The organism is Herbiconiux dendrobii, from assembly GCF_052048175.1.
Lineage (GTDB): Bacteria > Actinomycetota > Actinomycetes > Actinomycetales > Microbacteriaceae > Herbiconiux.
Genome location: NZ_JBLZQV010000005.1, coordinates 37,489 through 51,373 on the forward strand (window position 1 = coordinate 37,489; position 13,885 = coordinate 51,373).

Here is a 13,885-nt window from a genome sequence, read left to right on the forward strand (position 1 = left end):
ATCTAAGGTGAAGCACATGGATGTCTCCGAGAGCCGGCCGCGCGACCGAGCCATCGGTCCCGACTGGCCCATCCAGCAGGCATCCGGCCGGGGCGACGGCGGATCGGTGCGCTCGATCGTGTTCTCCCGGCGGGCCGCGAGCTGGTACGTCGGGGCCTCGATCGCGCTGATCTGGCTGATCAGCATCGGCCAGGAGATCGTGCTGCGGTCCGGCTCGGCGCTCGCCGCCGCGGCCGGCCTCGCCCTGTTGCTCATGTTCGCAGTCGCGTTCCTGATCGGCGCGCCCCTCGCCTGGTCGCTGCCGGCGGAGCGCCGCCTGCTCGTCTGCGCCGGGTTGCTCGCCCTCTCGTTCACGATCTTCCCGTGGGTCGGCTGGGGCGTGGTGGGCACCTGGACCTACGTCGGCGTGCTGGTCGGGGTCAGCGTTCTGAGCTGGCGGATCACCTGGCCGCTCATCCTGGGCCTCGGCGCTGCGGCCCTGATCGCGGCCGGCCTCTCCGACGGCTGGTCGGAGGACATCCTGTGGCTGCCCGCGATCATCGTGTCGATCTCGTTGATGATGGCTGCCTTCGGGCGCACCACCGCGGCGATGAACCGGCTGCGCGACACCCAGGCGCAACTGGAGGTGCTCGCCGTCGAACGCGAACGCAACCGGGTGGGCCGCGACCTGCACGACATCCTGGGCCATTCGCTCACGGTCATCACGGTCAAGGCCGAACTGGCGGGCCGCCTGGTGGAGGCGGATCCGGCCCGCGCGCGGAGCGAGATCGCCGAGGTCGAAGCGCTGGCCCGGGGCGCCCTGGTGGACGTGCGGGCGACGGTCGCCGGATTCCGCGGGGTCAACGTCAGCGGCGAACTGGCCGCCGCGCGCTCCGCCCTCGACGCCGCCGGGATCGACGCCGAGCTGCCCTCCTCGACCGATTCCGTGCCGGCCGACCGGCGGGAGCTCGCCGGCTGGGTCGTGCGCGAGGGCGTCACCAATGTCATCCGGCACTCGGGAGCGGCGCACTGCCGGATCGTACTGCGGCCGACCGAGATCGAGGTGGCCGACGACGGATGCGGCCCGGTCGCCGCCTCGGCGTCGTCGACGGGCCTCGCGGGGCTGCGCGAGCGGGTCGAGTCGGCGGGTGCCCGCATGAGCGTGGGCCGCAGCGACCTCGGCGGCTTCAGCCTGCGGGTGCTGCTGTGAACTCGGCGGGTGACGCGGTGAGCGGGGCGGACGGCACGGGCGCGGGAGTCGCAGGCACGGGCGCGCGAGGGGCGGGTGCGCCGATCCGCCTGCTCATCGCCGACGACCAAGCGCTCGTGCGCGGGGCGCTCTCGGCCCTGCTCGGGCTCGAGGCCGACATCGAGGTGGTGGCCGAGGTGGGGCGCGGCGACGAGGTCGTCGACGCCGCCACGGCGTCCCGCCCGGACGTGGCGATGCTCGACATCGAGATGCCCGGGATCGACGGGATCGAGGCGGCCGCCGCGCTGCGCAGCGCCCTCCCGTCGTGCGCGGTGATCATCGTGACGACCTTCGGCCGGCCCGGCTATCTGAAGCGGGCGATGCGGGCCGGGGCATCCGGATTCGTGGTGAAGGACACGCCGGCCGCCCAGCTCGCCGACGCCGTACGACGGGTGCGGCAGGGGCTGCGCGTGGTCGATCCCACGCTCGCCGCCGAATCGCTCGCGCAGGGCGACTCCCCGCTCACCGACCGGGAGACCGACGTGCTGGAGGCGGCCAGGACCGGCGGATCGATCGCCGACATCGCGCGGATGGTGCACCTCTCCGAGGGCACGGTGCGCAACCACCTCTCCAGTGCGATCGGCAAGACGGCCGGCCGCAACCGCGCCGACGCCGCCCGCATCGCCGAGCAGAACGGCTGGCTCTAGCCGCGGATCGCCCCTGCTGCTAGGTCATGTCGCCCGTCGCCGGAATCTCGCCCGTCGGCCCGTACCGCAGCAGCAGCACGCCGTTCGCGGTGCTCGCGGCCGGTTCGAGCAGCCTCAGGCTGGCGGGCGGCCCGTCATCCGGGAACAGGCGTTTGCCGGCCCCGAGCACGATCGGGTACACCCAGAGGTTGAGCTGATCGAAGAGCCCCTCCGCCACCAGCGTGCGCGCGAAGTCGACGCTGCCGATCACGTGCACCTCGCGGTGCCTCTCGCGTAGCCCCGCGATCTCGGTCGCGAGGTCGGGCCCGAGCAGCTGCGAGCCGTTCCAGCTCAGCTCGGGTTCGCCCCGGGACGCCACATACTTGGGCACGGCGTTCAGCGTGCGCGCGATCGCGGTGTCGGGGCCGTCGCCCTGCTCCTGGTGAGGCCAGTACCCGGCGAAGATGTCGTAGGTGCGCCGGCCGAGCAGCAGCGCATCCATCCGCCCGATGCCGGCCATCACCTGCGCCCCCACGGCCTCGTCCATCACCGGCGCCTGCCAGCCACCGAACGCGAACCCGCCCGAGGTGTCCTCCTCGGGTCCTCCCGGCGCCTGCATCACCCCGTCGAGTGTGCTGAACAGATCGATCTCGATGCGTCCTGCCATGGCGGTCCTTCCGTCGCGCGACTGTGCGTGCCGACAGGCTCGCAAACTCCGCGGCACACGTCAACGGCCGGCCGCTATCCTGGACGCACGCGGCCACGGCGGCCGCGGACACGGGGGTGGGGCATGGTGCAGACGGACGCGCGCACGGGCGATGCGCACGGGCTGGTCAGCAGCACGCGGGCGCGGGCGGCGCGGATCTGGTTCGGGGGCATCGCCGTTGTGGTGGGCGTCGCCCTGGTCATCCAGCTCGTGCTCGTGTTCACGAACGGGCAGGACGTGAATTCGTTCCAGCCCACGAACGACCAGAGCCTCGGTGAACGGCTGTTCAACCTGTTCAGCTACTTCACCATCCAGAGCAACCTGTTCGTGCTGGGCACCTCGATCGCGCTGGCGCTCAGCGTCCATCGCGACGGCCGGCTGTGGCGCATCCTGAGGCTGGATGCGATGCTCGGCATCATCATCACCGGGCTCGTCTACGACTTCGTGCTCGCCGCGCTCGTGCACCCCACCGGCTGGGCGCTGGCGGCGACCATCGGCTTCCACTACATCTCGCCCTGGGCGACGCTGGTGGGCTGGCTGATCTTCGGGCCCCGGCCCCGGATGGGCTGGCGCACGATGGCGCTCGCCTTCATCTGGCCGGTCGCCTGGCTGGTGGGCACCTTCATCCGTGGGGCGCTCACGGGCTGGTACCCGTATCCGTTCCTCGACGTCGACCTGATCGGATTCGGCGACTCTGTGCGCAACTCGGCGGTCATCCTGGTGATCGCGATCGGCATCGCCGCGCTGCTCACCGTGCTCGACAAGCGGCTCCCGGCGCTCGTGCGGGAAGACGGCGGCCGCACCGGGCGTTGGACCTCAGCATGAGAGCGATCGTCTACACCGCAACCGGCCCCTCCGACGTCTTGCGGCTCGAGGAACGCCCCCTTCTCGAGCCCGCCGAGGGCGAGGTGCGGGTGCAGGTGGCCGTCTCGGCGGTGAACCCCACCGACTGGAAGAACCGCTCCGGTGGGGGCGTCTCGGTCGAGGAGCAGCACGAGATAACACCCAACCAGGACGGCGCCGGCGTCGTGGATGCCGTCGGCCCGGGCGTCTCGGCCTTCGCGCCGGGCGACCGGGTATGGCTGTTCCTCTCCGCCTACCAGCGGCCGACGGGCACGGCGCAGGAGTTCACCGTGGTGCCCGTCGAGCGCGTGGTCAAACTGCCCGACGCGGCATCCTTCGATCAGGGCGCCTCGATGGGCGTGCCCGCGATGACGGCGCACCGTGCGCTCACAGTGCACGAGGGCGGGCCGGCCCGACTCGCTCCCGGCGCGCTGGCCGGCCGCACCGTGCTCGTCGCCGGTGGCGCCGGCGCGGTGGGGCACGCCGCCATCCAGCTCGCGCACTGGGCCGGCGCGACCGTGATCACGACGATCTCCTCACCCGCGAAGGCCGCGCTCGCGAAGGCGGCCGGTGCCGACGTGATCGTGAACTACCGCGAGGAGGACGCGGCCGCCCGCATCCGCGAGGCCGCGCCCGACGGGGTCGACCTGGTGGTGGAGGTCTCCCCCGCCGCGAACGCCGAGCTCAATGCCGCGGTGCTGGCCAACCACGGCAGCGTGGCGGTGTACGCCACCGACGGCGGCGCCCAGGTCACGCTCGACGTGCGCAACCACTTCGCCCTCAACGTGCGCTACCAGTTCCTGCTGCTGTACACGGTGGGCCCGGATGCCCTGGCCGCCGCCGCGGAAGACATCACCTCCGCGCTCGCCGACGGGGCCCTCGGAGTCGGCGAGGCCGCGGGCCTGCCGCTGACACGCTTCCCGCTCGCCGACACGGCCGCCGCGCACGACGCCGTCGAGTCAGGCACCGTGGGCAAGGTGCTGATCGACGTCGCATCCCTCTGAGTCTCGGCCCTCTGAGCGGATCGTCGCGCGTCGCCTGCCGGGGTCGTCCGTCTCGGCGGTAGGTTCATCGGCATGGAACGCGTTCTCGGCATCGGCGGCTATTTGGTGCGGGCGCGGGACCCCGAGTCACTGACCTCCTTGTATCGCGACGCACTCGGGCTGGGGCTCGACGAACACGAGCTCTGGCAGCCGGCCGGATGACCGGGGTGGAGGCCACCCGCGTCGCGATCGGCGGCGTCGAGCTGTACGCCGAGGTGGCGGGACCCGAGCGCGGCGAACCCGTGCTGCTGCTGCACGGCGGCTTCTGCTCGCTCGAGTCGATGCGCGCGCAGTTCGAGGCGCTCGCCGTCTCGCACCGCGTGCACGCCTTCGAGCGGCCGGGCCACGGGCGCTCCGCCGACATCGGCGAGGACTACTCTTACGACCGGAGCCTCAGCGACACACTCGGGTACCTCGACGCGCAGGGCCTCGGCTCGGCACACCTCGTCGGCTACAGCGACGGCGCCATCATCGGCCTGCTGCTCGCCCTGCGGCATCCGGAGCGCGTGCGCTCGCTCGTGGCCATCAGCGCGAACCTCGACCCCTCGGGCTTCACCTTCTCCGACTCGGCCGACCCCGCCACCGCCGTCGTGCTCGCCCCCGCGCGCGAGAGGGCTCCGGATGCGACATCCACAGGCCACACGGAGCAGCGGGCGTCCGTCGGGCCCTACACCGAATCCGAGCCCGACACCGAGCGGATGCTCTACGAGCGCCTCTCCCCCGACGGCCCCGCCCACGCCGACGTCGTGCTGGCCAAGCTCATCCGTCTCTGGACCACCGAGCCGCAGATCGCCCCCGCCGACCTCGAAGCGATCACGGCTCCCACCCTCGTCATGGCCGGCGACCGCGACACCATCCGCCCCGATCACACCCTCCGCATCGCGGCCTCGATCCCCGGCGCGCAGCTCTGCCTCGTGCCCGGCACCACCCACGGCCTGATCGCCGAGCGCCCCGCCCTCATCAGCACCCTCCTGCGCGACTTCCTGAGCGCCCGCTGATCAGCCGCCTAGCGGCTCGTGCGGAGCAGCCAGACGAAGTAGGGGGCGCCGACGAGGGCCATCATGAGGCCCGCGGGGATCTGGGCGGGGGCGATGAGGGTGCGGCCCAGGATGTCCGCGACGCACACGAGCAGGGCCCCCAGCAGCATCGCCACCGGCACCGAGCGGCTGTGCCGCGCACCGACGAGCGAGCGGGCCATGTGCGGCGCGACCAGTCCGACGAAGCCGACCACCCCCACCGCCACCACACTGACGGCCGCGAGCACCGCGGCGATCGTGAGCAGGCCCAGCCGGACGCGGTCGCGGCGCACGCCGAAGATGGGCGGGGTGTCCTCGTCGATGGCGAGCAGGTCGAGCTGACGGCTCATTCCCAGCACCACCGGCGTCGCCACCAGCAGCACCGCGGCGACCGGCAGCACGTCGGGCAGCACGCGCCCGTACGTCGTGCCCGAGAGCCAGGTGAGGATGCGCGGCGTGTTCCACGGGTCGGCGCGCAGCAGCAGGAACGTCGTCACGGCGGTGAGGCTGTACCCGCAGCCGATGCCGATCAGCACGAAACGATCGGGCAGGAAGCCGCCCTTCCGCGACAGCAGCGCGATCAGTGCGAACGTGCCGAGCCCCAGCAGCACCGCCGCCGCGATCAGCAGCGGGCGGCCGCCGGCCAGCCCCGAGGTCACGATCGTCACCGCACCGAGCCCCGCCCCCGCGGTGATGCCCAGGATGCCGGGCTCCGCGAGCGGGTTGCGCACGGTGCCCTGCACCACGGATCCGGCCAGCGCGAGCGCCGCACCGGCCAGGATCGCCGCGGCCACCCGCGGGGTGCGCTCGTCGAAGGCGCGCGCCACGAGGTCGGGGGCCGCGCTCTGCAGCCACAGCACGACGTCGCCCATCCGGAGCCAGAGGCTGCCCGCGAGCAGTCCCGTCACCGCGGCCGCGATCAGCAGCACGACCGCGACGACCACCACGAGCAGGAACCGCCGCCGCGACCGGGAGCGGAAACCGCCCAGCGGCGCATCCCGGGCCGCCCCCGACTCGCGCAGCCGGCGGGCCAGCACGACGATCACCACGCCGCCGAGCAGCGCGGTCGTCACACCCGTGGGAATGGAGGTGGCGCTCTCGGCGCCGAGCAGCCCGCGCACCACGGCGTCGGCGAGCAGCACGAGCAGCGCCCCCAGCAGCCCGCTGGCGGGGATGAACAGGAGGTGCCGATTGAGCGGACGGATGCGTCCGGCGAGCAGGCGCGCGGCCACCGGTGCGGCGAGCCCCACGAAGGCGATCGGCCCGGCGAGCGTCACCGAGATGCTCGTCAGCACGGCCGCGAAGACCACGGCCAGAAGACGGGTCGAACGGATCGGCACACCCAGCGACACCGCGGTCTCGTCGCCCAGCCGCAGCACGTCCAGCCGCCGTGCCATCAGCAGGGCCGCGATCAGCACCGCGACGATCACGGGCACGGCACGCAGGCCCGCGTCGATGTTGAGTTGCGACAGTGATCCGCTGCCCCAGGCGAACAGGCCCGTCGTGTTCTCCTTGAACACGATCAGCAGCATCGCGGTGGCGGCGTCGAGCGCCAGCGCGATGGCGGATCCGGCGAGGATCAGGCGTGTGGAGGCCGTGCCCGCGGCGCTGCCGGAGAGGGCCAGCACGAGGGCGGCGCAGACCAGGCCGCCGACGAAGGCGACGCCGCTGGAGGCCCAGAGCGGCACCGAGAGACCGAAGGCCGCCACCAGCGTGAGCGCGAAGTAGGAGCCCGAGGTGACGGCCAGGGTGTCGGGAGAGGCGAGCGAGTTGCGCGTGACCGACTGCAGCAGGGCTCCGGCCACGCCGAGCGCGAAGCCGACGGCGATGCCCGCGAGCAGTCGCGGCAGCCGCGAGCCGGTGAGCACATCGGCGACGGGAACGCCGTTCACCGACTCGCGCGCACCGAAGGCGTAGCGCAGCAGGGCGTCGACGCCGACACCGGAGGTGCCCTGCGTGAGGTGCCAGAGACCGACGCCGACGACGCCGGCCAGCAGCAGCACCAGCACGGCGACACCGCCGCGGCTTCCGCTGGCGCGGCTTCCGCTGGCGCGGCTTCCGCCGCTCCCGGTGCCGCCCGCCTCCCGGAGGCCGGTCACTCCCGGATCAGCCCGCGGTCAGCGCGGCGACGTACGCGTCGACGGCCAGCTCGTTGGAGATCGGACCACCGGCTCCCCACACGCCGGAGGGGAACGGGTGCGCCCGGTTCTGCTGCACGGCCGGCAGCGAGGTCCAGATCGTGCTCTTCTCGAGCTCGGAGACGTAGCTGTCGGGCGTGTCGTCGTCGGAGTAGAACAGGTTCGCCTCGCCCACGGCGGTGAGCCCCTCGATGTCCGTCTGCGCCAGGCCGTAGGCCGGGTCGACGCCGCCGCTGCCGTAGGCCGAGTCGATCTCATCGGTCCAGGCGGAGGTCAGGCCGAGCTGCTCGCCCAACGCGGTGAACAGCGCACCCTTGCCGTACGGGCGCACGACGACGTTCCCGCCCTCGATCCAGCCGTCGAAGAAGAGGAAGTCGGTGGTCGGCAGCTCGACGCTCGACACGGCGGTCTTCGCCTCGGCGAGGTGCTCGTCGAACTCGGTCAGCACCTGCTCGGCGCGGTCGGTGCGCCCGGTGGCCTCGGCGATCATCTCGAAGACGCTCTTCATGTTGCCGATCGGGTCGGCCGCATCCGCACCGATGGTGGCGAGCACGGGGACGCCGCGCTCCTCCAGCTGGGCGATCAGCTCGTCGTCGGCGCTGTAGGCCTCGACGATGATGAGGTCGGGGTTCGTGCCGTAGAGCGCGTCCAGGTCGGGCTCACCGCGGGTGCCGACATCCGTGACGCCCTCGGGAAGCGTCTCCGCGCTGACGTACGTTCCGTAGCCGGCCGCGTCGGACACCGCGACGGGCGTGACGCACAGGGTCAGCGCATCCTCGATCTGCTGCCATTCGAGCACCGCGATGCGTTCGGCCGGCCTGTCGAGCTCGACCGTGCGGCCGACGCCGTCCGTCAGCGACACCGGATCGGTCGACGTGCTCGTGGTGTCGGCCGCGCAGGCGTCGGAGGTGGGAGCGGCGACGGCATCGGCTGCCGCGTCGACGCTGGTCGTGCCACAGGCCGTGAGGGTGAGGGCGGCGGCGATCAGCGTCGCCGTCACCGCGGCGAGGCGGGGAGCGGTGGTCATGGGTGTCCTTTCAGGGTGGGGCGGGAAGCGTTGTGCCGGCCGATGGCGTCGATGCGCAGACGCCCGGATCGGGGGTCGAGTTCCACCTCGACCGGGATCTCGTACACGGCGCTGAGGTTCGACGCGGTGAGCACGGCGACCGGGTCGCCGGCGGCGTGGATGCGCCCGGCCGAGAGCAGCAGCAGCTCGTCGGCGATGCGGGCGGCGTGGTCGAGGTCGTGCAGCACGATGCCCACTGCGACCCCGTGGTCGTCGGCCAGCTCGCGCACGAGGTCGAGGGTCTCCATCTGGTAGCGCAGGTCGAGATGGTTGGTGGGCTCGTCGAGCAGCAGCACGCCGGTCTGCTGCGCGAGGCACGCGGCGAGCCACACCCGCTGCATCTCGCCGCCGGAGAGCTCGCCGACCGAGCGCTCCCCCATCGCCTGCACACCCGTGAGCTGCATCGCGTGCGCGATGGCCGCGCGGTCCTCGGCCGAGAGGCCGGCGAAGCCGCGGCGATAGGGGTGGCGCCCGAAGGCCACCACCTCGCCCACGGTGAGACCGTGCGGGGCCGGACGGGACTGCGAGAACAGCGTCACCTCGCGGGCGAACTGCCGGGCGCTCAGCAGGCTGATGTCGCGCTCGCCGGTTTCGTCGGCCGAGGCGGTCGGCGCGCCCGGCACGGCATCCTGAGCAGCGGGGTGTGCCGGCCCGGCGTGCTCGAGCACGATCCGGCCGCCGTCGACCGTGTGCAGGCGGGCGAGCGAGCGCAGCAGCGTCGACTTGCCGCTGCCGTTCGGCCCCACCAGGGCGGTGATGCGGCCGGGCCGCAACCTCACCGACACCGCCGTCACGACCGTGTGCCTCCCGTAGCCGAGAGTCAGGTCGTCGCCTCGGAGAGCGGATCGGGTTTCAGGCATCGGGAAGTCATTCGGCTAGGCGACTTGTCGGTAAGGATTGCCTTACCTAAACCCAGGCTAACCTGGGCGGGCGGTGGCTGCAATCCGGAACGCTGGACAGAGCATCCACGATTCCGGACATCAGACCCGGTCGGTGTAGGCCCCCGGCGTGGTTCCCATCACCCGCCGGAAGGCGGCGATGAAGGTGCTCGGATGCCCGTAGCCGAGGTGATCGGAGACCGCGCGCACGTCGAGTCCCTCGGCCAGCAGCGCCAGACCGCGGTGGGTGCGCAGCGCCTGCCGCCAGCTCGCGAACGAGAGCCCGGTGGAGGTGCGGAACGCGCGGGTGATCGTGCGTTCGCTGACGCCGAGCTCGCGCGCCCAGGCCCCGAGGTCGCGCTCGTCGCCCGGATCGGCCAGGAGCGCTTCGGCGATGGCGTCGATCCGCGGGTCTCCGGGCAGCTGCAGGGCGAGCTGCTCCCCCGAGGGCTCGACCACGTCGAATACGACCGCTTCGGCGCGGGCACGAGCAGCGGGCGGCAGATCAGGACGCGCCACGTGCAGCAGCACCGCTTCGAGCACCGCCGTCATCGCGAGCACGGTGGGCGCCGCGAATGCGATCGGCGTGCGCGCAGGATCGAAGAAGGCCGTGTGGAAGACCCGCCGGGCGGGCAGACGCCCGGCGTGCACGACGCCGGCTGGAATCCACAGCCCGCTCCCGTCGGAGACCGTGAACACCCGGTCGTGCACGCGCGCGGTCAGCGACCCGCCGCGCACCCACACCAGTTCGTGCACCGGATGGGTGTGCGGCGCCCACTCGAGCGGCGCATCCGGAATCTCCGACTCGGCGAGAACGGCGAACCCCGCGGGCATCGCGCCCGACAGCCCCGCGCCCGGCCGGAGCACGGTGCCGGCCTCCCGCGGCCACGACCCGGAGGCGGCATCCCCAGCGGTCGGCGCGCCCATGCCGACGAGTCTACGGCGGACGGGTGAGACGGGTCAGGCGCGCAGGATCGAGGCCATCTTCTTGCCGCGGGCGACCTCGTCGACGAGCTTGTCGAGGTAGCGGATCTTCTGCATCAGCGGGTCGTCGATCTCCTCCACGCGGATGCCGCAGATGACACCGGTGATGAGCGCGGCGTTCGGGTTGAAGGCCGGGGCGCCGGCGAAGAAGTCCTCGAGAGTCACCTCGTCGGCGATCGCCTTCGCCAGCCCCGCCTCGTCGTAGCCGGTGAGCCAGAGCGTCACCTCGTCGACCTCGGCCTTGGTGTGCCCCTTACGCTCGGCCTTGGCGAGGTAGTGCGGGTAGATCGCAGCCAACGCCGTGCCGAAGATCCGGTGTCCCATGATCTGCGCCCTCGCTCCCGTCGAGCCTTCCTCGTCGAACCCACGCTACCAAGCCACCCACCGGCACGGCAGGAAGAGCCGACCGACTCGCATAGTTCGAATGTTGACAGTTTGATTCCTAACGGTTAGTGTTCTGAGCATGAAAGAACCGGACTTCACCACCTCCCTCGAACTGCTGCGCTGGATCGGCTGGGCGCAGCGGAAGGCCGGTGAAGACTGGATCCGCGAGCGGGACCTCACCCACGAGCAGAGCTTCGCGCTCGGCTTCCTGGTGCAGAACCCCGGCGCGATCCAGCGCGACATCGCCGCGATGACGCGCACCAGCGCGGCCAGCGTCTCGAGCCTCCTGCAGGGACTCGAGCGGCGCGGCCTCGTCGAACGGCGAGCGGATGGCGCGAGCGCGCGCGTCAAGCGCGTCTACGCCACTCCGGCCGGCACCGAGCTCATCTCCGGCTTCGACACCGCGATGGCCGGCACCGAGGAGGCCATCCTCGCGCCGCTCGACCCCGAGGAGCGTGCCACCCTGCACGAGCTGCTGACCAAGATCACGAGCGTCATGCCGCGACCGACCCGGTAACCGGGCACCCGGACTCCCCCGCACCTCTTACCTCTCTCCCTCTCTCCGCCGTGCCGGCGCTCGTCGGCGCGCGCTCGAACCTGCCCGGAAAGGAGCAGTCATGAGCACCGTCACCCCCAACCCGGAACCCTCAGAAGCCCTCGAAACCCCCGGAACCAACCGCTGGTACCTCTCCGCCGCCCCCATCCTTCGCGCTCTCGTGCACCTGTGCGTGCCGATGGCCGCCGCCATGATCGTGGGCGCCGTCTACAACGTCATCAACGCCGGCTTCATCGGCTCGCTGCACGACGCCACCCTGCTTGCCGCCGTCACCTTCGGCACCCCCCTGCTCGGCCTGGTGATGGCGGTGGGCGGCGTGTTCGGCGTCGGCGGCGGCGCACTGATCTCCCGCCTCCTCGGCGCCTCCGAGCAGGAACCCGCGAAGGCCGGCGAGATCAAGCACGTCTCCTCGTTCGCCCTTTGGGGCGCGGTCGTCACGGGCGCACTCCTCGGCGCGCTCGGACTGCTGTTCCTGCATCCGCTCGTCACCCTGCTCGGAGCGGATGCGGCCGCCGTGCCGGCGACCGGCGACTACGTGGGCGTGATGCTCGCCTTCGTGCCGGTGCTCGCCGCCGCCTTCTGCCTCGAGCAGATCGTGCGGGCCGAGGGCGCGGCCCGCCAGGTGATGATCGGCCTGATCGCCTCGACCGTCGCCAACGTGCTGTTCGACGTGCTCTTCATCCTGGTGCTGCACTGGGGCGTGGCCGGCGCCGCCCTGGCGATGGGCCTGTCGAACCTCGGCGTGGTGCTCTACTTCGCCGTGTGGCTGCACCGGCACAGCGAGCACGTGAGCCTCGCCCCACGCTGGTTCACGCTCTCACCCGCCGTGCTGAAGCCCGTCTTCGGAGTCGGCTCGAGCGAGCTGCTGCAGGCATCCTTCCTCATCGTCACCTCGCTGGTGCTGAACAACCTCGCCGCCGCGTACGGCGACACCGCCCTGGCCGCCATGGGCGTGGCCGTGCGGATCGCCCAGGTGCCGGAGTTCCTGGTGATGGGCGTGACCCTCGGCATCCTGCCCCTGCTCGCCTACTCCTATGGCAAGGGCGACCGCGCCCGGCTGTACTCGGCGGTGCGGGTGTCGGCGATCACCGTCGGCGGCATCGTGCTGATCTCGGCCGCGGCGGTGTTCGCGTTCCGCGACCAGGTGTTCTCGGCCTTCGTGGCCGACCCCTCGGTGCTGGCGATCGGCGTCACCATCCTCACCGCGCAGCTGGTGGCGATGATCGTGAACGGGTTCGCCGGTCTGCTCACCTCCTTCTTCCAGGCCACCGGCCGGGCGGTTCCGGCCATCGTGATGTCGATGGCGCAGGGGGTGCTGTTCATCCCGATCGTGCTTCTCGGCAACCTCTGGTTCGGTCTCGCGGGCATCATCTGGTCGCTCACCGTGTCGGAAGCCCTCGTGTTCGCCGTCGGTCTGACGATCTGGTTCGTCATCCGCCGATCCATCGACCGAGGCCTCGCCGAGGGCAGCGCGCAGCGCGCCGAAGCCGCCCTCGCGGAGGCCCCTGCCTGACCCTTCCCCACGGGCGGGAATTCTGTAGCGACCGACCGGTCGATCGACCTCGCCGCCGGCGCCGACCAGTGGTCCGTGCCGTCTGCGCCCGGCCACCACGAGGAGCTCGGCGGCGTCGCCGCCCCCACGCTCGTGGTACACGGCACCGCGGATCCGCTCTTCCCGATCGGTCACGGCGAGGCGCCGGCCCGCGAGATCCCCGGCGCCGGCTCCCCGCCGGACAGCCGGGCCGGTTCAGATGACCGGGGCGGCCGACGCCGCCGCCCGCACCCGCCGCTTCGCCCGGCTGCGCCGCACGGCCAGGAGCACGCCGAGCGCCGGCAGCCCCAGCAGGTACACCCAGAACACGACGATCCCGGCCGCGCGAGCGCCCTGCGCCAGCGCCAGCCCGTCCTCGGCCGAGCGCACGGTCTGCTCGGTGACCTCCGGCACGCTGCCCACCGGCCCGTGGGCCACGGCCTGCGGCGGGTCGCCGAGCAGGATCAGGAACGACAGCTCGGCCGGGTGATCCTTCGAGGGCGGGAAGCCCCAGTGGTCGTCTCCGCCCACGGTGACCGTCTCGCCCGGGCCGCCCGCAGCATCCGGCACCGTCACCTCGTACTGCCCGGTGTTCATCGGCAGGCCCGAGTTCGTCTCCACCCCCACCAACTCCCCCGTGAGCACGACGCTCCGCCCCACCGCGTTCTGCTGGAACGCGAGACCCTCGGCCGCGTCGTCCTCCGCTCCGGCGAGTAGGGAGAGCGAGAGCAGCGCCGGCACGAACAGCACGCCGAAGATCACCCACACCGGCCACGAACGGGGCGGCAGCCGGCGCGCGGCGGGACGCCCGGCGGCGGCGGGGAACCCGGCAGGAAGGGGTGGCAGGGACACGACATCGACTCCAAGCAGAGCGCCACGACGGCAC

General features: G+C 72.2%; 15 protein-coding genes. 8 read left to right on the top strand and 7 right to left on the bottom strand.

Going from position 1 to position 13,885, the window contains the following annotated elements; genetic code table 11:
- Window positions 1-16: 16 nt before the first annotated feature.
- On the top strand, window positions 17-1,189 hold the full coding sequence (locus ACN4JJ_RS15935) for a sensor histidine kinase (RefSeq protein WP_440710884.1): 1,173 nt from the start codon (window positions 17-19) through the stop codon (window positions 1,187-1,189).
- An 83-nt stretch (window positions 1,190-1,272) separates the two neighbouring features.
- A complete protein-coding gene (locus ACN4JJ_RS15940; protein WP_440711066.1) occupies window positions 1,273-1,875 on the top strand; it encodes a response regulator in 603 nt (200 codons plus the stop codon).
- Between the two features lie 19 nt (window positions 1,876-1,894).
- Here the strand turns inward: ACN4JJ_RS15940 and ACN4JJ_RS15945 are convergent, their stop codons facing one another.
- Window positions 1,895-2,521, bottom strand: a complete 627-nt coding sequence (locus ACN4JJ_RS15945; protein WP_440710885.1) for a dihydrofolate reductase family protein — start codon at window positions 2,519-2,521, stop codon at window positions 1,895-1,897.
- A 123-nt stretch (window positions 2,522-2,644) separates the two neighbouring features.
- Here ACN4JJ_RS15945 and ACN4JJ_RS15950 point away from each other — a divergent pair, with 123 nt between their 5' ends.
- The 4 genes from ACN4JJ_RS15950 to ACN4JJ_RS15965 all read left to right on the top strand — a co-directional run bounded on the left by ACN4JJ_RS15950 (window position 2,645) and on the right by ACN4JJ_RS15965 (window position 5,444).
- Window positions 2,645-3,385, top strand: coding sequence for a Pr6Pr family membrane protein (locus ACN4JJ_RS15950; RefSeq protein WP_440710886.1), 741 nt, complete (start codon window positions 2,645-2,647; stop codon window positions 3,383-3,385).
- Complete coding sequence (locus ACN4JJ_RS15955; RefSeq protein ID WP_440710887.1) at window positions 3,382-4,407, top strand: NADPH:quinone reductase; 1,026 nt, start codon at window positions 3,382-3,384, stop codon at window positions 4,405-4,407. Before ACN4JJ_RS15950 ends, ACN4JJ_RS15955 begins: the two co-directional genes overlap by 4 nt.
- A gap of 72 nt (window positions 4,408-4,479) precedes the next feature.
- Entirely contained in the window at window positions 4,480-4,608 is a 129-nt protein-coding gene (locus tag ACN4JJ_RS15960; protein WP_440710888.1) for a hypothetical protein, read from the top strand.
- The gene (locus tag ACN4JJ_RS15965) at window positions 4,605-5,444 is read left to right on the top strand and encodes an alpha/beta fold hydrolase (protein ID WP_440710889.1); all 840 of its coding nucleotides are present in this window, start codon (window positions 4,605-4,607) and stop codon (window positions 5,442-5,444) included. Before ACN4JJ_RS15960 ends, ACN4JJ_RS15965 begins: the two co-directional genes overlap by 4 nt.
- 8 nt (window positions 5,445-5,452) lie before the next feature.
- Here ACN4JJ_RS15965 and ACN4JJ_RS15970 read toward each other — a convergent pair whose 3' ends face one another.
- From ACN4JJ_RS15970 to ACN4JJ_RS15990, 5 genes are all read right to left on the bottom strand, one after another.
- Entirely contained in the window at window positions 5,453-7,561 is a 2,109-nt protein-coding gene (locus tag ACN4JJ_RS15970) for an iron ABC transporter permease (protein WP_440710890.1), read from the bottom strand.
- Window positions 7,562-7,568: 7 nt separating this feature from the next.
- A complete protein-coding gene (locus ACN4JJ_RS15975) occupies window positions 7,569-8,627 on the bottom strand; it encodes an iron-siderophore ABC transporter substrate-binding protein (protein ID WP_440710891.1) in 1,059 nt (352 codons plus the stop codon).
- Window positions 8,624-9,526: an ABC transporter ATP-binding protein gene (locus ACN4JJ_RS15980; RefSeq protein ID WP_440710892.1), complete on the bottom strand. Its 903-nt coding sequence runs from the start codon at window positions 9,524-9,526 to the stop codon at window positions 8,624-8,626. The genes ACN4JJ_RS15975 and ACN4JJ_RS15980 overlap by 4 nt, the downstream gene beginning before the upstream one ends.
- Window positions 9,527-9,646: 120 nt before the next feature.
- Window positions 9,647-10,471, bottom strand: coding sequence for a helix-turn-helix domain-containing protein (locus ACN4JJ_RS15985; RefSeq protein WP_440710893.1), 825 nt, complete (start codon window positions 10,469-10,471; stop codon window positions 9,647-9,649).
- Between the two features lie 33 nt (window positions 10,472-10,504).
- A complete protein-coding gene (locus tag ACN4JJ_RS15990) occupies window positions 10,505-10,852 on the bottom strand; it encodes a DUF2200 domain-containing protein (RefSeq protein ID WP_440710894.1) in 348 nt (115 codons plus the stop codon).
- A gap of 139 nt (window positions 10,853-10,991) precedes the next feature.
- On the opposite strand from ACN4JJ_RS15990, the gene ACN4JJ_RS15995 reads away from it, so the two are divergent.
- Both ACN4JJ_RS15995 and ACN4JJ_RS16000 read left to right on the top strand, forming a co-directional pair.
- Complete coding sequence (locus tag ACN4JJ_RS15995) at window positions 10,992-11,429, top strand: MarR family winged helix-turn-helix transcriptional regulator (RefSeq protein ID WP_440710895.1); 438 nt, start codon at window positions 10,992-10,994, stop codon at window positions 11,427-11,429.
- A gap of 100 nt (window positions 11,430-11,529) precedes the next feature.
- On the top strand, window positions 11,530-12,981 hold the full coding sequence (locus ACN4JJ_RS16000; RefSeq protein WP_440710896.1) for an MATE family efflux transporter: 1,452 nt from the start codon (window positions 11,530-11,532) through the stop codon (window positions 12,979-12,981).
- Between the two features lie 234 nt (window positions 12,982-13,215).
- Here ACN4JJ_RS16000 and ACN4JJ_RS16005 read toward each other — a convergent pair whose 3' ends face one another.
- Window positions 13,216-13,851 carry a hypothetical protein gene (locus ACN4JJ_RS16005; RefSeq protein ID WP_440710897.1) on the bottom strand — a complete coding sequence of 212 codons (636 nt, stop codon included), beginning with the start codon at window positions 13,849-13,851 and terminating at the stop codon, window positions 13,216-13,218.
- Between the last annotated feature and the right edge of the window lie 34 nt (window positions 13,852-13,885).

Excerpts from the sequence above, each read along its gene's own strand:
- ACN4JJ_RS15955 (WP_440710887.1), top strand. The coding sequence starts at position 3,382 with ATGAGAGCGATCGTCTACACCGCAACCGGCCCCTCCGACGTCTTGCGG.
- ACN4JJ_RS15935 (WP_440710884.1), top strand. The coding sequence starts at position 17 with ATGGATGTCTCCGAGAGCCGGCCGCGCGACCGAGCCATCGGTCCCGAC.
- ACN4JJ_RS15980 (WP_440710892.1), bottom strand. The coding sequence starts at position 9,526 with ATGCCTGAAACCCGATCCGCTCTCCGAGGCGACGACCTGACTCTCGGC.
- ACN4JJ_RS15945 (WP_440710885.1), bottom strand. The coding sequence starts at position 2,521 with ATGGCAGGACGCATCGAGATCGATCTGTTCAGCACACTCGACGGGGTG.
- ACN4JJ_RS15990 (WP_440710894.1), bottom strand. The coding sequence starts at position 10,852 with ATGGGACACCGGATCTTCGGCACGGCGTTGGCTGCGATCTACCCGCAC.
- ACN4JJ_RS16000 (WP_440710896.1), top strand. The coding sequence starts at position 11,530 with ATGAGCACCGTCACCCCCAACCCGGAACCCTCAGAAGCCCTCGAAACC.
- ACN4JJ_RS15960 (WP_440710888.1), top strand. The coding sequence starts at position 4,480 with ATGGAACGCGTTCTCGGCATCGGCGGCTATTTGGTGCGGGCGCGGGAC.
- ACN4JJ_RS15995 (WP_440710895.1), top strand. The coding sequence starts at position 10,992 with ATGAAAGAACCGGACTTCACCACCTCCCTCGAACTGCTGCGCTGGATC.
- ACN4JJ_RS15950 (WP_440710886.1), top strand. The coding sequence starts at position 2,645 with ATGGTGCAGACGGACGCGCGCACGGGCGATGCGCACGGGCTGGTCAGC.
- ACN4JJ_RS15975 (WP_440710891.1), bottom strand. The coding sequence starts at position 8,627 with ATGACCACCGCTCCCCGCCTCGCCGCGGTGACGGCGACGCTGATCGCC.
- ACN4JJ_RS15965 (WP_440710889.1), top strand. The coding sequence starts at position 4,605 with ATGACCGGGGTGGAGGCCACCCGCGTCGCGATCGGCGGCGTCGAGCTG.
- ACN4JJ_RS15985 (WP_440710893.1), bottom strand. The coding sequence starts at position 10,471 with ATGGGCGCGCCGACCGCTGGGGATGCCGCCTCCGGGTCGTGGCCGCGG.